Origin of the sequence: Enterobacter sp. DNB-S2, from assembly GCF_019443845.1 — a bacterium.
Taxonomy (GTDB): domain Bacteria; phylum Pseudomonadota; class Gammaproteobacteria; order Enterobacterales; family Enterobacteriaceae; genus Enterobacter; species Enterobacter asburiae_B.
Genome location: NZ_CP050520.1, coordinates 2,497,939 through 2,520,611, shown reverse-complemented (window position 1 = coordinate 2,520,611; position 22,673 = coordinate 2,497,939). Strand labels below are relative to the sequence as shown.

Annotated in this window: 24 protein-coding genes; 10 read left to right on the top strand and 14 right to left on the bottom strand. The window is 58.6% G+C overall.

All coding sequences use genetic code 11. The features are described from left to right. Position 1: 1 nt before the first annotated feature. From chbA to osmE, 4 genes are all read right to left on the bottom strand, one after another. Positions 2 to 349 carry a PTS N,N'-diacetylchitobiose transporter subunit IIA gene (gene chbA / locus HB664_RS11975; RefSeq protein WP_023311284.1) on the bottom strand — a complete coding sequence of 116 codons (348 nt, stop codon included), beginning with the start codon at positions 347 to 349 and terminating at the stop codon, positions 2 to 4. Positions 350 to 396: 47 nt separating this feature from the next. Then, on the bottom strand, positions 397 to 1,755 hold the full coding sequence (gene chbC, locus HB664_RS11970; RefSeq protein WP_023311283.1) for a PTS N,N'-diacetylchitobiose transporter subunit IIC: 1,359 nt from the start codon (positions 1,753 to 1,755) through the stop codon (positions 397 to 399). A 79-nt stretch (positions 1,756 to 1,834) separates the two neighbouring features. Next, a complete protein-coding gene (chbB, locus tag HB664_RS11965; RefSeq protein ID WP_008500676.1) occupies positions 1,835 to 2,152 on the bottom strand; it encodes a PTS N,N'-diacetylchitobiose transporter subunit IIB in 318 nt (105 codons plus the stop codon). 281 nt (positions 2,153 to 2,433) lie between these two features. After that, positions 2,434 to 2,778, bottom strand: coding sequence for an osmotically-inducible lipoprotein OsmE (osmE, locus tag HB664_RS11960; RefSeq protein WP_010430142.1), 345 nt, complete (start codon positions 2,776 to 2,778; stop codon positions 2,434 to 2,436). 232 nt (positions 2,779 to 3,010) lie between these two features. Between osmE and nadE the strand changes: the two genes are divergently transcribed. Then, positions 3,011 to 3,838 carry an ammonia-dependent NAD(+) synthetase gene (nadE, locus tag HB664_RS11955; RefSeq protein ID WP_111965602.1) on the top strand — a complete coding sequence of 276 codons (828 nt, stop codon included), beginning with the start codon at positions 3,011 to 3,013 and terminating at the stop codon, positions 3,836 to 3,838. Positions 3,839 to 4,016: 178 nt separating this feature from the next. Continuing rightward, entirely contained in the window at positions 4,017 to 4,895 is an 879-nt protein-coding gene (gene cho, locus HB664_RS11950) for an excinuclease Cho (RefSeq protein WP_219939508.1), read from the top strand. Here cho and ves read toward each other — a convergent pair. The 7 genes from ves to HB664_RS11915 all read right to left on the bottom strand — a co-directional run bounded on the left by ves (position 4,873) and on the right by HB664_RS11915 (position 12,584). Then, a complete protein-coding gene (gene ves / locus HB664_RS11945) occupies positions 4,873 to 5,430 on the bottom strand; it encodes an environmental stress-induced protein Ves (protein ID WP_023311280.1) in 558 nt (185 codons plus the stop codon). The genes cho and ves overlap by 23 nt on opposite strands. Before the next feature lie 297 nt (positions 5,431 to 5,727). Then, positions 5,728 to 6,222 carry an ATP-independent periplasmic protein-refolding chaperone Spy gene (gene spy / locus HB664_RS11940; protein WP_023311279.1) on the bottom strand — a complete coding sequence of 165 codons (495 nt, stop codon included), beginning with the start codon at positions 6,220 to 6,222 and terminating at the stop codon, positions 5,728 to 5,730. A gap of 338 nt (positions 6,223 to 6,560) precedes the next feature. Beyond that, positions 6,561 to 7,526, bottom strand: a complete 966-nt coding sequence (gene astE, locus HB664_RS11935; protein ID WP_094935580.1) for a succinylglutamate desuccinylase — start codon at positions 7,524 to 7,526, stop codon at positions 6,561 to 6,563. 10 nt (positions 7,527 to 7,536) lie between these two features. Then, positions 7,537 to 8,862 (bottom strand): N-succinylarginine dihydrolase, encoded by a 1,326-nt coding sequence (gene astB, locus HB664_RS11930; RefSeq protein ID WP_094935579.1) that lies wholly within the window; start codon positions 8,860 to 8,862, stop codon positions 7,537 to 7,539. Next, positions 8,849 to 10,336 carry a succinylglutamate-semialdehyde dehydrogenase gene (astD, locus tag HB664_RS11925; RefSeq protein ID WP_219939507.1) on the bottom strand — a complete coding sequence of 496 codons (1,488 nt, stop codon included), beginning with the start codon at positions 10,334 to 10,336 and terminating at the stop codon, positions 8,849 to 8,851. The genes astB and astD overlap by 14 nt, the downstream gene beginning before the upstream one ends. Continuing rightward, the gene (gene astA / locus HB664_RS11920; RefSeq protein WP_023311275.1) at positions 10,333 to 11,367 is read right to left on the bottom strand and encodes an arginine N-succinyltransferase; all 1,035 of its coding nucleotides are present in this window, start codon (positions 11,365 to 11,367) and stop codon (positions 10,333 to 10,335) included. Before astA ends, astD begins: the two co-directional genes overlap by 4 nt. Next, on the bottom strand, positions 11,364 to 12,584 hold the full coding sequence (locus HB664_RS11915) for an aspartate aminotransferase family protein (RefSeq protein WP_182071153.1): 1,221 nt from the start codon (positions 12,582 to 12,584) through the stop codon (positions 11,364 to 11,366). The genes astA and HB664_RS11915 overlap by 4 nt, the downstream gene beginning before the upstream one ends. A gap of 433 nt (positions 12,585 to 13,017) precedes the next feature. On the opposite strand from HB664_RS11915, the gene xthA reads away from it, so the two are divergent. The 6 genes from xthA (at position 13,018) to HB664_RS11885 (ending at position 19,193) form a co-directional block, all read left to right on the top strand. Beyond that, complete coding sequence (gene xthA, locus HB664_RS11910) at positions 13,018 to 13,824, top strand: exodeoxyribonuclease III (protein WP_058840797.1); 807 nt, start codon at positions 13,018 to 13,020, stop codon at positions 13,822 to 13,824. 6 nt (positions 13,825 to 13,830) lie between these two features. Continuing rightward, complete coding sequence (locus HB664_RS11905; RefSeq protein ID WP_219939506.1) at positions 13,831 to 14,514, top strand: TVP38/TMEM64 family protein; 684 nt, start codon at positions 13,831 to 13,833, stop codon at positions 14,512 to 14,514. Between the two features lie 15 nt (positions 14,515 to 14,529). Continuing rightward, entirely contained in the window at positions 14,530 to 15,690 is a 1,161-nt protein-coding gene (locus HB664_RS11900) for an ABC transporter substrate-binding protein (RefSeq protein WP_375156387.1), read from the top strand. Beyond that, positions 15,663 to 17,192 carry a thiamine ABC transporter permease gene (locus HB664_RS11895; RefSeq protein WP_219939504.1) on the top strand — a complete coding sequence of 510 codons (1,530 nt, stop codon included), beginning with the start codon at positions 15,663 to 15,665 and terminating at the stop codon, positions 17,190 to 17,192. The genes HB664_RS11900 and HB664_RS11895 overlap by 28 nt, the downstream gene beginning before the upstream one ends. After that, positions 17,192 to 17,812 carry an ATP-binding cassette domain-containing protein gene (locus HB664_RS11890; protein ID WP_219939503.1) on the top strand — a complete coding sequence of 207 codons (621 nt, stop codon included), beginning with the start codon at positions 17,192 to 17,194 and terminating at the stop codon, positions 17,810 to 17,812. The genes HB664_RS11895 and HB664_RS11890 overlap by 1 nt, the downstream gene beginning before the upstream one ends. Positions 17,813 to 17,885: 73 nt before the next feature. Next, entirely contained in the window at positions 17,886 to 19,193 is a 1,308-nt protein-coding gene (locus HB664_RS11885) for a sulfurtransferase (RefSeq protein ID WP_219939502.1), read from the top strand. Here the strand turns inward: HB664_RS11885 and HB664_RS11880 are convergent. Further along, positions 19,190 to 19,807, bottom strand: coding sequence for a CDP-alcohol phosphatidyltransferase family protein (locus HB664_RS11880; protein WP_219939501.1), 618 nt, complete (start codon positions 19,805 to 19,807; stop codon positions 19,190 to 19,192). The two genes, HB664_RS11885 and HB664_RS11880, sit on opposite strands and share 4 nt — an antisense overlap. After that, on the bottom strand, positions 19,800 to 20,369 hold the full coding sequence (locus HB664_RS11875; RefSeq protein ID WP_219939500.1) for a carboxymuconolactone decarboxylase family protein: 570 nt from the start codon (positions 20,367 to 20,369) through the stop codon (positions 19,800 to 19,802). Before HB664_RS11875 ends, HB664_RS11880 begins: the two co-directional genes overlap by 8 nt. Positions 20,370 to 20,444: 75 nt before the next feature. On the opposite strand from HB664_RS11875, the gene HB664_RS11870 reads away from it, so the two are divergent. Next, positions 20,445 to 20,861 carry a pyrimidine (deoxy)nucleoside triphosphate diphosphatase gene (locus HB664_RS11870; protein ID WP_032657918.1) on the top strand — a complete coding sequence of 139 codons (417 nt, stop codon included), beginning with the start codon at positions 20,445 to 20,447 and terminating at the stop codon, positions 20,859 to 20,861. On the opposite strand, the gene HB664_RS11865 is transcribed toward HB664_RS11870, so the two are convergent. Beyond that, positions 20,821 to 21,099, bottom strand: coding sequence for a DUF1496 domain-containing protein (locus HB664_RS11865; RefSeq protein ID WP_029742006.1), 279 nt, complete (start codon positions 21,097 to 21,099; stop codon positions 20,821 to 20,823). The genes HB664_RS11870 and HB664_RS11865 overlap by 41 nt on opposite strands. Before the next feature lie 228 nt (positions 21,100 to 21,327). Between HB664_RS11865 and gdhA the strand changes: the two genes are divergently transcribed. Then, positions 21,328 to 22,671: an NADP-specific glutamate dehydrogenase gene (gdhA, locus tag HB664_RS11860; protein WP_219939499.1), complete on the top strand. Its 1,344-nt coding sequence runs from the start codon at positions 21,328 to 21,330 to the stop codon at positions 22,669 to 22,671. Positions 22,672 to 22,673 lie beyond the last annotated feature (2 nt).

Genomic DNA, 22,673 nt, shown 5'->3' with positions numbered 1-22,673 from the left:
CTCAGTGCATTTTCTCGTGAAGCTCGATAAGCTCCGCCACCAGCTCACGCGCCAGCATCGAGGTCATCAGGTGATCCTGCGCGTGGACCAGCACCAGGCTGACCTTCATCTTCCCTTCGCCCTGATCGCCTTCAATCAGCTTTGTCTGCACCAGGTGCGCTTCGTTCAGCGCCGTGCGGGACTGGTCCATCATGGTTTTCGCGGCGGCGAAATCTCCCTGCTTGGCCTGCTTCAGTGCGGCATAGGCCAGGCTGCGGGCCTGTCCGGAGTTGATGATAAGCCCCATCACCACTTCTTCGAGATCGTTCTCGACGGCTTCGTCTGCGACAATACTATCCAAATCTAACATGTTTAAGCTCCTTGTGGCTGGCGCGGGCTTCCCCGCGCCGGTCAATCTTAGAATTTCAGTGAGAGGGCAATATCCTCTTCGCTCTCTTCTTCATCAATAATGGTGGCGGCTTTGTTGGCAATCGCCACGAACGGCATGTACAGCAGGGTGGCAATCCCGAGGTTGAATATCGCCAGCAGGAAGGCCGCGACGCTACCGTTGGTGTTAAAGAAGGCGCCCAGGCCCGCCGGCATGGTCCACGGCGCAATGTTGGTGACCGGTGGAATGATGCCCATGTAATACGCCGTCAGGGTGATCGCGGCCAGCAGCGGCTGAATCAGGATGAATGGAATGAACATTACCGGGTTCATGATGATTGGCAGACCGAACAGAATCGGTTCGTTAATCTGGAAGATGCCTGATGGCAGCGCCAGCTTCGCGACCTGACGGTAGTCAGCACGACGAGAGACAATAAAGACCGCGATGATCAGACCCAAGGTCGCCCCGGTACCGCCCAGGAAGATATAGGAGTCAAGCATCGGCTTCGCCCACACATGGAAGGTTTTACCCGCTGCCAGCGCCGCGTCAACGGAGCCGTACTGCTGGTAAAGCGCAACGTTTTCCAGTGCCCAGGGGGTCATAATCCCGCTGTCCAGCGCGGCCAGTGCCAGTGAACCATGCACGCCAAAGAACCACAGCAGAGAGGTGAAAATCACATACGCCCAACCGACCACGCCACCCATCGACGCCAGCGGCGTAGAGATAGAGTCCATGATGATCTGGTGGAAGTTAGTGCCCCAGTGGGAGAGCGCCCAGGCGATAATCCCCATGATGGAGAGAATAATGAAGCCTGGAATCAACGCGGAAAATGAACGAGAAACGGAAGCCGGTACGCTATCCGGCAGGCGGATAACCCAGTTGCGGCGGATAATAAAGGTGAACATTTCTGCCACCACCAGGCCGATAACAATACCGGAGATGATGTTGGCCCCGCCCAGCCAGTTGGCGCCAACGGCATAGGCTTCGCCCACGCTATAAGGCGTTACGGTCATAAAGGCGGCAACGGATAATAACCCGGCAGCCAGCGGATCCACTTTACGCTCTTCTGCCAGTGCCATCCCAATAAAGAAAGGCGCCATCAGCGACATAATCCCTAACGTACCGTTATAGACGTTGCCGCCAATGGCTTTAAAACCATTAAGGGTTTCAATAGTGGATGCGTCTAACCGAATTCCTAATGAATAAAAGAAGGAACCTTCACCAAAGCTCAGAAAAACGTTGTTAATTAAAACGAACATGGCCCCGGCCAGCGTCAACGGCATTAATTTAATAAAGCCGTTTTTGATGGCATTAACGTGAGGCTGCTTTCCTATTTTAACAGCAAAAGGAAGGAGTACCTTTTCAAGTGAAGCGATGACTTTACTCATAGGAAAATACCCTTAAATGCCGTAACGCATGTTACGGCGTATTGTGTGTGAAATAACTCTTTGACGGGAAAAATAAAAATTAATTAGCAGCTTTTTTAATGGCTGCCACAGCAGCTTTAAGAACACCTAAACCATCAATTTTGCCGTACAGCCCCGAGTCGATCACTTCGACCGGTTTATTGGGTAACAGTCGTTGAATTTCGGGCAACATATAGGCAATTTGCGGCCCCAGTAAAACAACATCGGCTGTCTGGCCTTTTTCGCCCGCCAGCGTCTCTGGAAACGCTTCAATCACCACAGGGACTTCATACTTTTCAGCCTGCGCACGCATCTTTGACACCAGAAGCGACGTTGACATGCCCGCTGAGCAGAACAGGTAGATATGTTTCTTTTCCATCGTGATTTCCCTCTTGTATGACTACCTGCCATCGCGCTATCACTCGACTCGCTGTCCCGGCAGACAGGTAGCTTGCGTACTGTTGTTTATCGTTGGAGTGAGTATACGCAATGGTACAGACAGGGGATAATTCTGGATAGACTCAAATTGTCTCTCATTGACCTGGCTTGTTGACTCCCTTCACATTTCGGGCAAATAATTCGCGCAAAGAAATAAGATTTTCTGATGCATAAAAAAACCGGCCCATGGGCCGGTTTGTTAACATCCTCAGGCAAGCAGGGTTACTGCGCCTTAGGTGCCTGCGGATCGGTATCGTATTCAGCACAGGTCTGATAGCCGGAGTTGATCACATGACCGGTATCATCCAGGGCGACGAAGTAGGTTTCTGCCTTACCATCACGTTGACCCAGGATATAGGTCTGGCAGGTCCCTTTCGCATGAATCATGGTCACTTCAGAAGAAGGTTTACCGGCAATCGCAGCCACCTGCGAACGGGTCATCCCTTTTTTAACGTCTTTTACTACGGGCTGCGTAAACTGATCCTTAGTGCGATCGTAAGCCGTACACCCTGCCAGCATAGTCAGTACCGCCGCTGCGCTAAGAATTCCTGCTACGTTCTTGTTCATATTCCGTCCTCTTGTTTATCAGCGTGTTATCTAAGCATGGGATAAAAAGTACTATTGTTCAACTTTGTGAGTTACGCCAGACGAATTTCGGAAAATTCTAATAAAACAACGATAACCTGCTAAATCGGCGCAAATTAGCGCACTCGAAACTGTGATCCTTGTCGTTTCTCGCCCAAAGGGTTAGTTTTAACAGCTAACACATTCTGTTTATGTACTTCATATGGAGGGCGTGATGGCTCTGCAACAAGAGATTATTCAGGCACTGGGCGCGAAGCCTACGGTAGATGCACATGAAGAGATCCGCCGCAGCGTGGATTTTTTAAAATCGTACTTAAAAAAGAACGCTTTCCTGAAATCCCTGGTGCTGGGCATCAGCGGCGGCCAGGACTCTACCCTGACCGGTAAACTCTGCCAGATGGCGATTTCAGAGCTTCGCGAAGAGACGGGCGATGAGACACTGCAGTTTATCGCGGTACGTCTTCCTTATGGCGTACAGGCGGACGAGCAGGATTGCCAGGATGCCATTGCCTTCATTCAGCCTGACCGCGTGCTGACCGTGAATATTAAGGGCTCGGTGCTGGCAAGCGAGCAGGCGCTTCGCGAAGCGGGCATTGAGCTGAGCGATTTTGTTCGCGGCAACGAGAAGGCCCGCGAGCGCATGAAAGCGCAGTACAGCATCGCCGGGATGACCAAAGGCGTTGTCGTCGGCACCGACCATGCGGCAGAAGCGATTACCGGTTTCTTCACCAAATACGGCGACGGCGGCACCGACATTAACCCGATCTTCCGTCTCAACAAGCGTCAGGGTAAGCAGCTGCTGGCCGCGCTGGGCTGTCCTGAGCATCTGTATAAGAAAGCGCCGACAGCGGACCTTGAAGACGATCGCCCTTCCCTGCCGGATGAAGCGGCCCTTGGCGTCACCTATGACAACATTGATGATTATCTGGAAGGCAAAAAGCTGGATGAACGGACCGCGAAAATCATCGAAGGCTGGTATCTGAAAACCGAGCACAAGCGCCACACGCCCATTACGGTGTTTGACGACTTCTGGAAAAAATAAAGCAAAGCGGTAACCAGGTTACCGCTTTTAATGTTTGCGCCCTCTCCCGTGGGAGAGGGTTGAGGTGAGGGCATCAGGCCGCACGTCCTGGCCGGGTAAGGCTTAGCCGCCACCCGGCTCTTTTTTAACCATCACACTCCTGCTACACTGTATGCCTGAACAGTATATGGAGCAGTATGTGAGCAGGCGTCAATCCGCCCCGCGTCTTGAGTTTGAAGCGGCGGCTATCTACGAATATCCCGAACACCTTCGCCCCTGGCTTGAGGCGCTGCCTAAACAGCCGGGCGTGTACATCTTTCACGGTGAAAGCGACACCCTGCCGCTCTATATCGGCAAGAGCGTTAACATTCGCAGCCGGGTGTTATCCCATCTCCGTACGCCGGACGAGGCCGCCATGCTTCGCCAGTCGCGACGCATTACCTGGTTCCAGACGGCGGGAGAAATGGGCGCGCTGTTGCTGGAGGCGCGGTTGATAAAAGAACAACAGCCGCTGTTCAATAAGCGCCTGCGCCGCAACCGTCAGCTCTGCTCGCTGCAGATAAACGATGGTAGGCCGCAGGTCGTCTACGCGCGCGACGTCGATTTTTCTCATGCCCCGAATCTCTATGGGCTATTCGCCAATAAACGCGCCGCGCTCCAGGCGCTGCAGACGCTGGCGGACGATTTACAGCTTTGCTACAGCCTTTTAGGTCTGGAGGCTACCACCCGCGGACGCGCCTGTTTTCGATCCGCGCTGAAGCGCTGCGCCGGTGCGTGCTGCGGGAAAGAGAGCGTTGAGGCGCATCACGCCCGGCTTCTCACCGGTCTGGCGGCCATCAGCGTGAACTGCTGGCCCTGGGAAAACGCCGTTGCGCTAAAAGAAGTGGGCGAGGCCATAACCCAGTATCACATCGTCAACAACTGGCTCTGGCTGGGCGCCGTCGACGACATCAACGACGCGGCAACCCTGCTGCGCACGCCCGCCGGATTTGACCACGATGGCTACAAAATTCTCTGCAAACCGGTCCTGGCAGGAAAGTTTGAGATCATTGTGCTCAATGACCCGGCAGCCACGTGATTTCGCTGAACAATAAGGTGCCCTGAGCCTCCAGCAGACGCAGCGTATGGGTACCCTCCTCCCAGCTGGCACCCTGATCGGCCGTCAGCAATTTATCGCCCAGCTGCCACGCCCCGCTTAGCACGAACACTACACCCCCGCGTGAGCCAAAGGTGGTGAAGGTTCGGTCAGCAACGCGCACCTTCGCCCGGCAGCAGTCGCGCCGCGTCATGATGTTAAAGTCCATCGCCATCCGCCCATCTGAAAGCAGCGCTTTTACCGGTAGATCGCCGGCAAAACTGTAGGGCTGATGATGCTTGAGGGTATGGGAGAACGCCTGACCCGCGTCCAGCGTCACCTCTCCCCCTTCCAGCAAGGTAATCACCCGGTCAACACCGGGAAACGAGGAGAATTCGCCGTTGCTGGCAATCGTCGCGATACTGGCGCGCCAGTGAAAATCGCGCGTCGCGGGAGGGAAGCAGCAAATCTCACGCGTTTCGCCAGCACCATTGCGCCAGAGGCTGACCGGCATCTTACGGATATCAAAGAACTCCATCACCACTCCTGAATGGCACAACCCGTGCCAGGGCAAGGATATCGCTATCGTTGCTGTCTTGTTTGTTATCGTTGGGTATTCACAGAAACAGTATCGGCAGCAGAGCGGGCAGGCCTTAGCTGAACGTTAATAAAAATTCTAACGCCATGACTCTGCAAACATTCTCTGACGCGACTACAGGAGGATACCGCGCTGGCGGCGGCAGGCAAGAGGGCAGGAAAGAAAAACCGCCGGTCCTGTCCACAGCGGTTGCGCTTTTGTGGACAGGATCCCGGCGGTCTTAAGAGAGTGAACCGATTATTCGGTTGGAGCTGGCATTTTACCTTCCATCGCCGGACGTTCTGTCAGACGCTTCTCAAAATTCGCATTAAATTGTTTTTTCTGTTCCGGGGTCAGAATGTTGTAGATCTTGTTCTGGGTTTCCATGTGAGCCAGCATGCGGGCTTTGTGCTGCTCGGCCATTTTGTCGATCTGCGCTTCGGCTTTCGCCTTATCGAAGCTGTCGCTGGCGATGATGTCATGCATCGCACGACGCTCTTCAAGCGGAGGACGTTTCATCTGGTCGCGTTCGCCTTTTCTGATGTCGCGGATCTGCTGCTTCTGGGCATCCGTCAGGTTGAGATCCTTAAACATCATCATCTCGTTGTGCATACCCGGACCTTTATGATGCATCATCATTTTGCCTTCAGCAGGCGCGGCAGTTGTAGTGGTCGCAGTATCTGCGGCGAACGCCATGCTGGTAGCGCCCAGAGCCAGGGTAGAAGCAACAAACAGTGCAGTAAACTTACGCATAATTTATTTCCTTTCTTTCAGTTATTCTTCGGCGCTATGCCGTGTTGACGAGATTAACTTTACGGGGTTTATCGTCAATTAGTCAGAGCAACGGTAAAACAATGAAAGTGTAAAAAACAAATTTTCGCCAAATGTGGAGGAAATAAGGATAAAGCGTGGAGAGTTGCAACAAAAAATATTTAACAGGATGATTTTAAAGAGATTAAGCAGAAGTATAGCGAAGTGAAGATCAATAATAAAGCAATTCACCAGGAATATTCTGCAAAACAAGCGCAAGCGCTTTAATCGTTAAGAAAAGTTTTTTACTTCCCCCACCCGGATGATGGGAGGGGAAAGGTTCAGGATATTTTTTCCAGCATCAGCCCGGCCCGCAGGCCAAACGCGACGGTGGGGTTAGGGAATAAGACATACTCGGTGGTGTTCTGCACCTCGTAACGTTCCTCGCCATCCTCAGCCAGCAGCGCCCCTTTGCGGAACGGGGTGAAGTTTAGGGTGTGTGCGGCCATATGGAGCTGGAAGGCATCGCTGCGGCGCGTGATCTGCTGTACGACCCGATACCGCTCAACGGGCTGATGCGCGTGCTCGGGAGCCGTACCGCCCAGCAGCGCTCGAAGGGCGAGATGCGTAGGCGCAAAGCGGGTCAGATCGTTCTGGCCGAACGGCAGCGCTTTTCCCAGTTCCAGCGTGCAGGACAGCGCAGCGAAACGTTCACAGGTGAAATGGGTGAACGTTCCGCCCGGCGACTGATGAAATACCAGCGCCTCCAGACCGGCGTCACCCAGCCAGCTCAGGAACGCTTCATCCCACGGCTGACTGCGCTGCGGCAGAACGCCGAAGCGAACGTGGTAGGACGCGCGGATTGCCGTATGCAGATCCAGATGCCAGCGCCCCGGCCCCGCGACGGCAAAAAACGCGGTCACGACGTTCTCCAGCCACTCAGCCCGCGCCGTTTCATCGCTCTGCGGAAACTGCGACCAGCGGCCGCCAAACATGCGGTTAATGTCGCTCACCAGATACCGTTTGTTTTGCGCCAGCGCAGGAGGATTGCCGAGCACCACCAGCACGCGGCACTTTAGTTCGATCTCATTGCGATACAGCGCACGCAGCAGCAGATCAACAATCTCGACGGGCGCGGTTTCATTCCCGTGGATACCCGTTGAAAGCAGCAGCGAGAGATCGCTTTTTACGGTCGGCGTCAGTTCAAGCACCCCGCGCCCCAGCCACCGCCAGCGAAATGAGGGGCCGTCCCCCTCTTTCAGTTCCGGCGTCTCATCGGCCAGGGTCAGTGCCAGTAAATTTTCCATATCCACTCCTTTAGCGCTGGAACGGGTAAACCGATCCCAGCTGCAGGATTGTCGATAACGCGTCCAGCGCCTCGCGTCCTTCACGCAGAAGCTGCGGGTCAACCAGATCCGCCTGCGTCAGACGATCGCGATAGTAGCGATCGACCCAGTCATTCAGCCGCGTAAAGAGCGTATCGTTCATCATGACCGCCGGGTTCACCGCCTGCATTTCGTCCTGGGTCAGGACCACGCGCAGACGTAAACAGGCGGGGCCACCGCCGTTGGCCATGCTTTCGCGCAGGTCAAACACGCGCAGTTCGTCAATCGGGTTATCGGCCTTGACCAGCTCCGTCAGGTAGCGCCACACGCCTTTATGATCCCGGGACTCCTGCGGCAGGACCAGCATCATGCTGCCATCGTCACGGCTCAGCAGCTGGCTATTGAACAGATAGGTTTCTACCGCGTCCTGCACGCTCACCGCCTCCGTGGGCACCTGGACTGGCGTGAAGCCGCGCACGCGCTCATGCAGCGTGGCGAGCAGCTTCTCCTGATGGGCAAACGCCTGCTCGTGGCAGAACAGCACCTGGCGGTTAGAAACGGCAATCACGTCGTTATGGAAAACGCCCTGGTCAATCACATGCGGGTTTTGCTGGGCAAAAACCACCTGGGAAGGATTGACCTGGTTCAGTCGGGCAACCGCCTGGCTCGCCGCCAGCGTCTGACGGGCAGGATAACGGGTTGGCGCGGCGTGGCCCCCCTCTTCTCGCCCGTAGATAAACAGCTGCAGACCCGGGTCGCCATAGTCGCCCCCCAGGCGGTTATGGTTGGCCGCGCCTTCGTCGCCAAACATCGCCACCTGCGGCAGGGCCTGATGCACCTCAAAATGGGCGTCATGGTTGAAAATGGCGCGCAGCACGCGCTCGGTGGTTTCCGCTTCGGTGGCGCGGTGGAATTTATTGTTCAGGTTCGCCACCGTCAGATGAACTTTGCCATCCAGCGTATCGGCTGACGGCGCGACGGTCGCCGCGTTTGCCACCCACATAGAGGAGGCGGAGCTTGCCGCGGAGAGCAGGTGCGGCGTCTGCGTACCCGCTTTTTCGACGACCTGCTCATCGGTACCGCTAAAGCCGAGCTGACGAAGGACCGCCACGTTCGGGCGTTCCTGCGGCGGGATCACCGCCTGCGGGAAACCGGCATCCGCCAGCGCCTTCATTTTTAGCAGCCCCTGCTTCGCCGCCAGCTTCGGGTTGGAGACCTGAAAACGGTGCTTCGTCGAGGCTTCATTACCAAAAGAGAGACCGGCATAGTGGTGCGTCAGCCCCACCAGCCCGTCAAAGTTAACCTCACGCGCTTTCATGACGATCCCCTCCGGTAAAATCCAGCCCCGGATTAAGCGTCTCCGGCAGCGTCAGCGCCGGGGTTTCCAGGCTCGCCATCGGCCACGCGCAGTAATCGGCGGCATACCACGCGCTGGCGCGATGGTTGCCCGACGCGCCCACGCCGCCGAACGGCGCGGTGCTCGCGGCCCCGGTCAGCGGTTTATTCCAGTTCACAATCCCGGCGCGCGCTTCCAGCAGCAGTTGGTCAAACTTCTCGCGATGCGGTGAAATCAGACCGCTCGACAGGCCGTAGCGGGTGTTGTTCGCCATCGCAATGGCCGCATCGAAATCGTCGTAACGCCAGACGCACAGCAGCGGGCCAAAGACCTCTTCATCCGGCACGTTGCTTGCGCCGCTCATCTCTACAATGCCCGGCGTCAGCAGCGAAGCACCCGGCTGAACCTGCTTCGGCTCCAGCAGGGTTTTCGCGCCGCGCGCGACGTGGTCCTGCCAGGCCTTCAGCACGTTCAGCGCGGCCTGTTCGGAAATCAGCCCGCCGATAAACGGCTGCGGATCGGCATCCCACGCGGCAGGCACCAGACGCGCGCTCACTTCAACCAGACGCTTCAGGAAGGCATCCCCCTGTGCGCCCCGCTTCACCAGCAGACGGCGGGAACAGGTGCAGCGCTGTCCGGCGGTAATAAAGGCGGACTGAATCGTCAGGTGCACCGCGGCGTCGATATCGTCAGGGTCTTCCACAATCAGCGGGTTGTTGCCGCCCATCTCCAGCGCCAGGATTTTCTCCGGCTGCCCTGCCAGCTGGCGGTGCAGCTGATAGCCCGTACCGGCGCTGCCGGTAAACAGCAGGCCGTCGATATCGCTCAGCGCGCTCAGCGCCTGACCGGTTTCCCGTCCGCCCTGCACCAGGTTCAGCACGCCCGGCGGCAGGCCGGCCTGTTCCCACAGCTTAACCACCGCCTCGCCGGTGAATGGCGTGAGCTCGCTCGGTTTGAAAATGACGGTATTGCCCGCCAGCAGCGCAGGCACAATATGGCCATTCGGCAGATGCCCCGGGAAGTTATACGGGCCAAACACCGCCAGCACGCCGTGCGGACGGTGGCGCAGCGTGGCCGCGCCGTCCGGCATGTCGGTGTGCTGTTCACCGGTGCGGGTGTGGTACGCCTTCACCGAAATGGCGATTTTGTTGATCATCGCCGTCACTTCGGTTGTCGCTTCCCAGCGCGGCTTGCTGGTTTCAGACGCGATGATGCGCGTCAGTTCGGCCTTGTTTGCCTCCAGCAGCCCGGCAAACTTTTCAACAATTTCCTGGCGCACGGCGAAAGGCTGTTTTGCCCACGCCGGAAACGCGCGGCGCGCGGCTCGGCAGGCTTGTTCCACCTGCGCGGCGCTGGCGTCATGCCCCTTCCAGACCACCTCTTTTCCAACCGGATTGGTCTTTACGCGCTCTTCGCCTTCGCCCGTGACCCAGTCACCGTTAATCCATAATGTCATGCTGTTTTCTCCTCAGGGCAGAGACGCACCAGGCGAACCGTATCGCCGGCGTTACATTTCAGGGCATCCAGTTCTGCAGCCGTCAGCACCAGACGTTCACATTTCGGGTTGGTACGCACCAGCATGGCGCGGAAGTTGGCGTAATTTTCGTTCGACACCAGACAGGCGGGCCAGTCACCCGGCGCGGGCTGACCTTCAGAGACCTCAACCAGACGGCTTTTACGGATCGCGCGCACGCGGTCGATATCGCACTCAAGCGTTGGGCCGCCGTCAAAGATGTCGACATAGTTCCGGTAGCGGAACCCTTCTTTTTCCAGCACCGCGCGGGCAGGCGCGGTTTGCGGATGGACTTCGCCAATCACCGCCTGCGCTTCCGGGCTGAGGAAATGGGTATAGATAGGATGCTTCGGCATCAGTTCGGCAATAAAGGCTTTCTGGCCGGTGCCGCAGAGATAGTCCGCCCGGCTGAACTCCATCGAGAAGAAGCGCTCGCCCAGGCTCTCCCAGAACGGCGAGTAGCCGGTGTCGTCGATCACGCCGCGCATCTCTGCAACCACTTTTTCGTTAAAGCGATCGCGGAAGGCGGCCATAAACATAAAGCGCGATTTGGAGAGCAGGTAGCCGTTGCCCTCTTTGCGCCACGCCGGGTCGAGGAACAGCGTGCACAGCTCGCTGGCGCCCGTGTGGTCATTACAGAGGAACAGCGTGGGCAGCGCGTTATAGACGTTCAGCTCTTTCGAGGCGTGAACCATGGTGCCGACGCGGTAGTTGTACCACGGGTCGTTAAGCCCGACGGCCACTTCGATGGCGCAGATCCCGGCCACGGTCCCCGTGTCGGTGTCTTCCAGCACGAACACATACCCCTGTTCGCTTTTTGGCAACGTCCCCTGCCAGGTTTGCAGGGCGCGCTCAATGCGCGCCGACAGCGTTTTTTCATCGGCAGGAAGCGAGGTCAGCCCGCCTCCCGTCTTACCGGCAAGCTGCATGAGCCCGGCGAGATCGCCGCGCTCAACGGGACGGATGACCATCATGATGACACCCCGGATTTCACTTTTTCACACGCCAGCGCAAAACGGTCCAGACCGGTTTGCACCTCTTCCTCGCTGACGATCAGCGCCGGCGCAAAACGCACCACGTTGGCACCGGCAATAAGCACCATCACGCCCACTTTTGCCGCTTCCTGTGAAATAAGTTTAGCTTTTCCGGCAAACTCGGCGGTGAGCTCGCAGCCGATTAACAGCCCCAGACCGCGAATTTCTTTAAACAGCCCCGTTTTGCCGTTGATGGCATTCAGACGTTCAACAAACCAGTCGTGACGCTGCTTAACGCCTTTCAGCACCTCAGGCGTGTTAATGATGTCCAGAACCTGCCCGGCAACGGCGGTTGCCAGCGGGTTGCCGCCGTAGGTGGTGCCATGGGTACCTACGGTCATTACGCTGGCGAATTTATCGGTGGTCAGCGTCGCGCCAATCGGGAAGCCGCCGCCCAGCGCTTTGGCGGTCGAAAGCACGTCCGGCGTTACGCCATAGTGCATATAGGCATACAGCTCGCCGGTGCGGCCCACGCCGGTCTGCACTTCGTCGAAAATCAGGACCGCGTTGTGGCGATCGCACAGCTCGCGCAGCCCCTGCAGGAAGGCTTTTTGCGCCGGAAGCACGCCGCCCTCGCCCTGCATCGGCTCGACGATCACCGCGCAGGTGGTGTCGTTAATCAGCTCGCTGGCGGACTGCAGATCGTTATAAATACCGTGACGGATATCCGGCGGCAGCGGGGCGAAATCCTGCGAGTAGGAAGGCTGGCCGCCCGCGCTGACGGTAAAGAGCGTGCGCCCGTGGAAGGCATTTTTAAACGCCACGATGCCGCTCTTGTGGCTACCAAATTTATCGTGCGCATATTTGCGCGCCAGCTTCAGCGCCGCTTCGTTGGCTTCCGCCCCCGAGTTACAGAAAAAGACCTTTTCGGCAAACGTCGCGTCGATCAGTTTTTTGGCCAGGCGCAGCGCGGGCTCGTTAGTAAAGCCGTTGCCGGTATGCCAGAACTTCGCCGCCTGGTCATTCAGCGCCTGACGCAGCGCAGGGTGCGCATGACCCAGCGCGTTGACCGCAATCCCACCTGCAAAGTCGATATACTCTTTACCCTGCTGATCCCACAGGCGCGAGCCTTCCCCACGAACCGGAATAAAAGCCGCCGGAGCGTAAACCGGCATCATCCATTCATCGAAATTTTCACGCGTAATTGACAGAGACATAGCGACCTCATCCGGTAAATAAAAAGTTATTTGAATGTTAAATAATTGAGTGTTTGCACTGTGAATGTAGATTGCAGCCTTCGTGCCAGCCAGCGATAAAATTGCATAAACGGGTTGAGGTAACAGAATATCAATAAGTTACAATATGGAGTTATTCACTGTTAGTGCATAAAAAGTGAATATTTTTACGACAAGCGGCGCTTTGCCGCATGAAAATCAGAAAGAGTATGCACAGGCCAAATATAATTCTGGAATTGTGATCGCTCGCGAAATTTATCGGTCATTTACGCCCTGTTTGAGGGCGATGCGCGTCAGAATGGTGCAAATATTGCACCACCGGCATTATCTGTCGCAGTTATTGGCCGAACCCGGTAACAGTTGACGCAAATTCTGCTACCATCCATGCACTATTCACCTTGCACTGGCAGCGACTATGAAATTTGTCTCTTTTAATATCAACGGCCTGCGCGCCCGCCCCCATCAGCTTGAAGCCATTGTTGAGCAACATCAGCCAGATGTGATCGGCCTGCAGGAGACCAAGGTTCACGACGACATGTTCCCCCTCGAAGAGGTGGCGAAGCTCGGCTACAACGTCTTCTATCATGGGCAGAAAGGCCATTACGGCGTTGCGCTGTTGACCAAAGAGACGCCAGTTTCAGTCCGCCGCGGGTTTCCCGGCGACGGCGAAGAAGCACAGCGCCGCATCATCATGGCGGAGCTGCCTTCCCCGCTGGGGAACATCACCGTGATTAATGGTTACTTTCCCCAGGGCGAAAGCCGCGACCATCCGACCAAATTCCCGGCCAAAGCCAAGTTTTATCAGGATCTGCAGAACTACCTGACAACCGAACTCAATAAAGACAATCCGGTGCTGATCATGGGTGATGTGAATATCAGCCCGACCGATCTGGATATTGGCATCGGTGAAGACAGCCGCAAACGCTGGCTGCGTACCGGCAAATGCTCCTTCCTGCCGGAAGAGCGCGAGTGGATGCAGCGCCTGCTGGACTGGGGGCTGGTGGATACCTTCCGTACCGCCAACCCGGACACGCAGGACCGCTTCTCGTGGTTTGACTACCGCTCAAAAGGCTTTGACGACAACCGTGGCCTGCGTATCGACCTGCTGCTCGCCAGTTCGCCGCTGGCAGAGCGCTGCATCGAAACCGGGATCGACTACGAGATCCGCAGCATGGAAAAACCGTCTGACCACGCGCCGGTGTGGGCTAAATTCAAGCTGTAATGACGCGTGAACATTCGAAAAACACTTTTCCTGTGCGCCCTTCTGGGCGCATTTATTCTGACGTTTGTCATGCTTCCTCCTGGCACGCTCTCCCTGGAAGGGATTAAAACCCACCAGCAGGCACTCCTCTCCCATGTTGACCACGCGCCGCTGCGAAGCGCGCTGATCTTTTTTGCGCTCTATGTGGCGGTCTCCGCCCTGTCGATCCCCGGCGCGGCGATCCTCACCCTGCTGGGCGGAGCGTTATTTCCCCTGTGGGAAGGCACCGTGCTGGTCTCGTTTGCCTCCACGCTCGGGGCGACGCTTGCGATGCTCGCCAGCCGTTATCTGCTGCGCGACGGGGTCCAGCGGCGGTTTGCTCAGCAGATGAAAACGGTGAACGCCGGTATGGCGCATGACGGCGCGGGCTATCTTTTTGCCCTGCGCCTGATGCCGCTGTTCCCGTTTTTCCTGGTGAATTTGCTGATGGGGCTGACCCGCATTGGCGTATATCGCTACTGGTGGGTCAGCCAGGTCGCCATGCTGCCCGCGACGGTTGTCTTTCTGAACGCCGGGCGCGAGCTGGGGAAAGTGGCGTCGCTGCGCGATATTTTGTCGCCGGGCATGCTAATCGCCTTTACACTACTGGGGTTATTGCCGCTGGCGACGCGCCGGCTGTTTTCCCGTTATCTCCCGTCTGTTAAAAAGTGAGGCATTATGCGCCGTGTGCGTTTTTGCGCGTTCTTGACCGGTCTGCTGCTGGCAGCCCCCCTGTGTGCCGCCGAAAGCTGGCACGCCATCCAACAGCAGGCCAAAGGCCAGACCGTTTGGTTTAACGCCTGGGGCGGCGATCCGGCGGTCAACCGCTACCTTGAGTGGGTCAGCGGTGAGATGCAAACGCACTACGCCATTACCCTAAAAATCGTCCCGCTGGCGGACGCCGCCGATGCGGTAAAACGGATCCAGACGGAAGCCGCCGCAGGACGTAAGGCCAACGGCTCGGTTGACCTGCTGTGGGTCAACGGCGAAAACTTCCGCACGTTAAAAGAGGCGAACCTGCTGCAAACCGGATGGGCGCAGACGTTGCCAGACTGGCGCTATGTCGATACCCGCAAACCCGTCACGGAAGATTTTGCGATTCCAACCGACGGGGCGGAATCCCCGTGGGGCGGCGCGCAGCTAACCTTTATCGCCCGCAAAGCCAGCATGCCGACGCCGCCGGAGGATCCGCAGGCGCTGCTGGCGTACGCGCAGCAGCATCCGGGCAAGGTCAGCTATCCTCGCCCGCCCGATTTTACCGGCACGGCATTTCTTGAGCAGCTGCTGCTGACGCTTACGGCGCATCCAGAGGCTTTACAAAAAGCGCCAGATGCAACGTTTGCTGAGGTTACGGCGCCGCTCTGGGCCTACCTCGATAAGCTGCATCCGCTGCTGTGGCGCGAAGGAAAAGATTTCCCTCCCTCGCCTGCCCGAATGGATACCCTTCTTGCCAGCGGCAGTCTGAACCTGTCGCTGACCTTTAACCCGGCGCATGCGCAGCAGAAAGTGGCGAGCGGCGAACTGCCCGCCGACAGCTACAGCTTTGGTTTCCAGAGCGGGATGCTCGGCAACGTCCATTTTGTGGCTATCCCGGCCAATGCCAGCGCGAGCGCGGGTGCAAAGGTGGTCGCTAATTTCCTGCTGTCACCGCTGGCGCAAATCCGCAAGGCCGACCCGGCCATCTGGGGAGACCCGAGCGTCCTGGATGCGAAAGCGCTGCCCGAAGAGGAAGCGAAACAGCTGCTGGCCCATACGCCTCAGGGGCTGCCTCAGGTGCTTGCGGAGCCGCAGTCCGCCTGGGTGAACGCGCTGGAGCAGGAATGGCTGCGTCGTTACGGCACCCGCTGAGCGGGCTTGTCTGGCTGGCGATGGCGGTGATTTATCTGCCGATCCTGCCCGCCGGCGTGATGCTGTTCGCACCGGCGCTTTCTGCGACAAACTGGCAGCGGCTGCTGAACGATCCGCAGCTGCCGCAGGCGACCGTCGCCACGCTGGTCTCAACGCTCATCGCCACGCTGGGGGCGTTGCTGATTGCCCTTTTCTTCGTCTGCCTTTTGTGGCCCGGTCAACGCTGGCGACGCCTCACAACCCGCCTGCCGTGGCTACTGGCGATCCCCCATGTGGCGTTCGCCACCAGCGCGTTACTGCTGTTTGCCGAGGGCGGTCTGTTTTATCAGCTCTGTACCATCTGTACGGCTCCGTTTGACCGCTACGGCGTCGGGCTGGGCGTGACGCTCGCGGTCAAAGAGAGCGCGTTCGTGCTGTGGGCCATTTACGCCGTGCTGCCGGAAAAACGGCTCGCGCAGCAGAAGATCGTCCTGCAAACCTTTGGCTACGGGCGTTATCAGACGCTCAGCTGGCTGATCCTCCCGGCGATCGCGCCTGTCCTCGGCGCGGTGATGCTGGCGGTGCTGGCATGGTCGCTCTCGGTCGTGGACGTGGCGATCGTTCTCGGTCCCGGCAACCCGCCCACCCTGGCCGTGCTGGCCTTTCAGTGGCTAAGCCAGGGTGACGCGCAGCAGCAGGCAAAAGGAATGCTGCTGTGCCTGCTTCTCCTTGTGCTGCTGGCCGCCCTGGCCGCCCTCGGATACGGCCTCTGGAAGGCATGGCGTCGCACAATTCCGGAACTCGCGGGAACGCGCCGAAGGTCTCAGCGCGTCCTGCCTGAGCGGGCGCTCAGCGGGTTACTGCCCGCGTGCGGCATCCTGTGCGCCGCGGTACTGCTGATGCTGGCGCAAGGGGGCGACGTGGGTCCCGTGGGGACCAGCCTTTCCTTCGGCCTGCTGTCGAGCCTGATCGCCCTCATCGTCATTTTTCTCTGGCTGGAATGGGGACCGCAGCGCGGCGCAGCGTGGGTGTGGTCACCGCTCGCCCTTCCGGCGCTGCCGCTCGTCACCGGGCAATACTTTATTGCATTGCGTCTGGGACTCGACGGGCAATATGCCGCCGTGCTCTGGAGCCATCTGCTGTGGGTGTTGCCGTGGATGCTGCTGGTTCTACAGCCCGCCTGGCGGCGGATCGACCCCCGGCTTATCCTTACCGCCAGAACGCTCGGCTGGCGACGGGCAAAAATATTCTTACTGCTGAAATGCCCCCTGCTGGTGCGCCCGGCGCTGCTGGCCTTTGCCACCGGCTTTTCCGTCAGCATGGCGCAATACATGCCTACGCTCTGGCTGGGCGCGGGGCGCTTCGCCACGCTGACCACCGAAACCGTCGCGCTCAGCAGGGGGGGCAGCATCCCTGTTCTCGCCAGCAGGGCGCTGGGATTACTGCTGGTCACGGGAACGGTGTTCGGTCTTGCCGCACTGTTATCCCGGCTCGCGGGCCGCTACCGTCAAGGATTACGTTAATGCTGAAGGTAAAAGATCTCACCATCGAACCGCTTTTCCGCGATGTCAATTTTTGCATTCCTCGCGGGGAGATCGTTACCCTGATAGGGCCGTCCGGCAGCGGCAAATCGACCCTTTTTGCGTGGATGGTCGGCGCGCTTTCAGACGATTTCCAGGCGCGGGGCGAACTGTGGCTCGACGCGCGTCGCTGCGATAGCCTTCCCGTTGAATCCCGCGGGCTGGGCATTCTCTTTCAGGATGCGCTGCTGTTTGAACAGTTCAGCGTCGGGCAAAATTTGCTGCTGGCCTTGCCTGAGCGGATCGTCGGGAGAGCGCGTCGGGAAGCGGTCGAACAGGCGCTGGATTCCGCCGGCCTGAGCGGTCATTACGCCAGCGATCCGGCCACCCTCTCCGGCGGGGAGCGTGCCCGGGTCAGCCTGCTTCGCGCCCTGCTCGCAGAGCCGCAGGCGCTGCTGCTGGATGAACCGTTCAGCCGCCTCGATAAAACGCTGCGCACAACGTTTCGGACATGGGTTTTTGACGCCGTCCGCGCACGCAATATCCCGGTGGTGCTGGTCACGCACGATGAGGACGATATTCCGCCCGGCGGCGAGCTGATTGAGATTTCTCGCTGGCAATAATGTGCTAACGCAATGTTTTCCGTTTCGGGAGAGACGACAATGCCCCCCTCTTTTACTGACGTCAGGTTATTCGATGAAACGTGTTTCTCAACTGACCGCGCTGGCCCTGCTCTGCGGCCTCGCGTCCTTTTCCTCTCTGGCGGCTGATATGCCCAACGCGATGACGCTGTCTCAGCTTCAGGCGCAGCACGGCACGCCTGTCGACACCCGCCCCAGCGCGTTCTATAACGGCTGGCCGCAGACCCTCAGCGGCCCCTCCGGGCATGAACCCGCCGCACTCAACCTGGCTGCCGCCTGGCTGGGCGCAATGAGCGACGAGCAGATTGCGAGCTGGGCAAAACAGCATCAGCTTACGCCTGCAACCGCCATCGCCCTCTACGGCGACGAGAACGATAACCTGGCGGTGAAATCCCGCCTGGAGAAAGCCGGATACCGCCACGTCTCGCTGCTCAGCGACGCTCTGCAGACGCCCGACCGCCTTCAGCGCCTGCCTCACTTTGAACAGCTGGTTTACCCGCAGTGGATCCACCGCCTCCAGCAGGGTAAACCCGTGACCGCCGCGCCGGCGGGTGACTGGAAAGTGATTGAAGCCGCCTGGGGCGCACCGAAGTTTTACCTGCTGAACCACATTCCCGGCGCGGGCTACATCGACACCAACGAGGTGGAGAGCGAGCCGCTGTGGAATAAAGTCTCCGACGACGCGCTGAAAGCGATGCTGGCAAGGCACGGGATCCGTCACGACACCACCGTCATTTTGTATGGCCGTGACGTTTACGCCGCCGCGCGCGTGGCGCAGATCATGCTGTATGCGGGCGTGAAGGATGTGCGTATTCTCGACGGCGGCTGGAAGGCGTGGTCGGATGCAGGCCTGCCGGTTGAGCGCGGCACGCCCGCTAAAGTGACGCCAGCCCCCGATTTTGGCGCGCCGATCCCCGGCCAGCCGCAGCTGATGGTTGATATGGAACAGGCGCGGGGGATGCTGCACCGTCAGGATGCCTCCCTGGTCAGCATTCGTTCGTGGCCGGAGTTCATCGGCGAAACCAGCGGCTACAGCTACATCAAACCAAAAGGTGAAATTGCCGGTGCCCGCTGGGGTCATGCGGGCAGCGACGCGACCCATATGGAAGATTTCCATAACCCGGATGGCACCATGCGCAGCGCGGACGATATCGCCGCCCAGTGGAAGCGCTGGAATATTCTGCCGGAACAGCACGTCGCGTTTTACTGCGGCACCGGGTGGCGGGCGTCAGAAACCTTTATGTACGCCCGGGCGATGGGCTGGAAGAATGTCGCCGTCTATGACGGCGGCTGGTACGAATGGAGCAGTCACCCGCAGAACCCGGTCACCACCGGAGAGCGCGGGCCAGAGAGCGCTCTCTAAGGGCTGAGTGACTTCAGCGTCACATAGCCGCTCCAGACGCGCGTTGTGGTGGTCAGCCAGCACAGCGCGCCGAATACCCACGCGAACAGCGCAAAGTGCGCCGGGAACAGGCAGCACAGCACGAACAGGGCGATGGTCTCCGTCCCTTCCGTTAACCCACCGATGTAATAAAACGACTTGTGCGCATAGCCGGGGTTGTCGATGTCGTGCTTTGCGGCCAGGGCCGCAAACGCCAGAAAGCTGCTGCCGGTACCGATAAACGCAAACAGCAGCCAGGCGGCCGCGAGCGCATTCTCTGCCGGAGCCGCGAGTGCAAAGCCAAACGGCACCAGGGCGTAGAACAGAAAATCGAGCGCGATGTCGAGAAATCCCCCCGCATCGGTCAGCCCTCTCCGGCGCGCCAGCGCGCCGTCCAGACCATCCAGCAGGCGGTTAAGCACGATGGCGGCCAGCGCCGCCGGATACCAGCCGAGGGCCAGAAACGGCAGCGCCAGCACGCCGATGGCAAACCCGGTCAGGGTCAATCCGTCGGGCGTGATGCCCGGCTTATCCAGCACGGAAACCAGACGATTCAGAACGGGCTTTACCCGCGGATGAAGATGACGGTCAAGCATGAGGAGTCTCGTTAAACGTGGCGCACAGCCCCTGCGCCGGAATATCCAGCGCGGCATTAAAGCGGGCGGAGAGATTCTGAAACGCAATCAGCGCCGTCATCTCGGTGATGGCATCATCCGTGAAGTGGCGCTTCAGCGCCGTTCTGACTGCCTCATCCGCCCGGGGCGGCGTGGCGGTCATCGCCTCGGCGTAGGCCAGCGCCGCGCGCTCTTGCTCGGTAAACAAGGCGGAATCCTGCCAGTCGCTCACGGCCTGAACCTTATCCAGCGCGCCCCAGCGCTCGGCCAGACGCAGGCTGTTGGCATCAATACAGAAAGCGCAGTGACAGAGCTGGGATACCCGCGTCATGAGCAGCGAACGCAGCGCGGGCGTCAGGCGCGCGTGACGACGCTCCAGAAAGCCGACAAACAGCGCCACCAGCCAGAACAGACGCGGCATTCGCCCCCACCAGCGGGTGGGATTCAGCACCACGCCAAAGTGCTTTTTCTGCATGGCGGCTATCGGTTTTAGGCTGGCGGGAAGGGATTCGAGGGGGGCAACCCAGGCGGTGGACTCTTTCACCTGATTCTCCTGTTTAATGGACTCTGAGAAAGGGCACGATAATATGTCTTTTTTCGCTATCAATTATTGACGACCATGCTGAAAACACTCGATGTCGTTGCCGCCATCATCGAAAAAGACGGCAACATTTTACTGGCGCAGCGCCCTGCCCACGCCGACCAGCCGGGAATGTGGGAATTTGCAGGCGGTAAAGTCGAGGCCGGAGAAACCCAGCCAGAAGCGCTTATCCGCGAGCTGCGTGAAGAGTTGGGCATTGACGCCCTGCCGGGGCAATACGTGGCAAGCCACCAGCGGGAAGTCTCGCAGCGGTTGATTAACCTGCATGCCTGGCACGTTCCTGCTTTTCGCGGCGAGCTCACGGCGCACTACCACAGCGCGCTCGCGTGGTGTACGCCGGAAGAGGCGTTTGGCTACGCCTTAGCCCCCGCGGATATTCCGCTGCTGGAAGCCTTTATTGTTTTACGCGACGCCAGACCAGCGGGTTCGTGCTGATGGCGCGCTCGTCGCGCTGGCACTGCAGCAGAATGCCGTCCGCTTTCACAACGGCCCCTTCCGAGTAGTTCTGATTCTGATAGATACAGCACTGATTACAGGGCTGCACCGTTTGATTCTGGCCGCTGGAGCTAAACACTTCCGGCGGCACATTCACTTCCACGTCCGGGAGAATGGGGTTGGCCTGCACGCCTGCAGTAAAGATCAGACATAACGCGGTGAGTAGATAACGTTTCATAGACACATCTTCCAGTAGTTCCTTGATAATGACTATAACGGTAAACCAGAGCCGAACCTTTAATTTATCTCTTCATCGCTTTTCGTTATGACGCCCGCCCTCTCATTAATTTCCCTTTCGTCATAAATTTCTGCTTGCCTCACAAAGCGGTACGGGTGGTATAGTCAAAAAAACAACACAAATCGCATAAGTAATAAACATAAAATACGATAAGAGGTTCTTATATCTATGGATCAGACACGCTCTCTGGAAAGTTTCCTTGCCCATGTTCAGCAGCGCGACCCGCACCAAAGCGAGTTCGCGCAGGCCGTGCGTGAAGTTATGACCACCCTGTGGCCCTTCCTTGAACAAAACCCGCGTTATCGCCAGATGTCTCTGCTTGAACGCCTGGTCGAGCCAGAGCGCGTGATCCAGTTCCGCGTGACGTGGGTTGACGATCGCAACCAGGTACAGGTTAACCGCGCGTGGCGCGTTCAGTTTAACTCGGCCATTGGCCCGTTTAAGGGCGGCATGCGTTTTCATCCGTCCGTGAACCTGTCGATTCTGAAATTCCTCGGCTTCGAGCAGACCTTTAAAAACGCCCTCACCACGCTACCGATGGGCGGCGGGAAAGGCGGCAGCGATTTCGACCCGAAAGGCAAAAGTGAAGGCGAAGTGATGCGCTTCTGCCAGGCGCTGATGACCGAACTTTACCGCCACCTCGGCCCGGATACCGACGTTCCTGCCGGTGATATCGGCGTGGGCGGACGTGAAGTGGGCTTTATGGCCGGGATGATGAAAAAGCTCTCCAACAACAGCGCATGCGTCTTTACCGGCAAGGGGCTGTCGTTTGGCGGGAGCCTGATCCGCCCGGAAGCGACGGGATACGGCCTGGTTTACTTCACCGAGGCGATGCTCAAGCGTCACGGTTTAGGCTTTGAAGGTATGCGCGTCGCGGTGTCCGGCTCCGGTAACGTGGCGCAGTACGCGATTGAGAAAGCGATGCAGCTTGGCGCTCGCGTGGTGACCGCCTCTGACTCCAGCGGCACGGTAGTGGATGAAGCGGGCTTTACGGCAGAGAAGCTGGCGCGCCTGTGTGAAATCAAAGCCAGCCGCGACGGTCGCGTGGCGGATTATGCCCGGGAGCTTGGCCTGACCTACCTGGAAGGGAAACAGCCGTGGGGCGTTCCGGTGGATATCGCCCTGCCGTGCGCAACGCAGAACGAGCTGGATGCGGACGCCGCACGTACCCTGATTAGCAACGGCGTAAAAGCGGTGGCCGAAGGGGCGAATATGCCGACCACCATCGACGCGACGGACCTGTTCCTCGAAGCGGGCGTGCTGTTTGCGCCGGGCAAGGCCGCTAACGCGGGCGGCGTGGCGACCTCCGGCCTCGAGATGGCGCAAAACGTCGCGCGTCTCGGCTGGAAGGCGGAGAAAGTGGATGCGCGCCTGCACCACATCATGCTGGATATTCACCATGCCTGCGTGGAGTACGGCGGCGAGGCGTCGCAAACCAACTACGTGCGCGGGGCGAATATCGCCGGATTCGTGAAGGTGGCGGATGCGATGATTGGTCAGGGTGTGATTTAAGA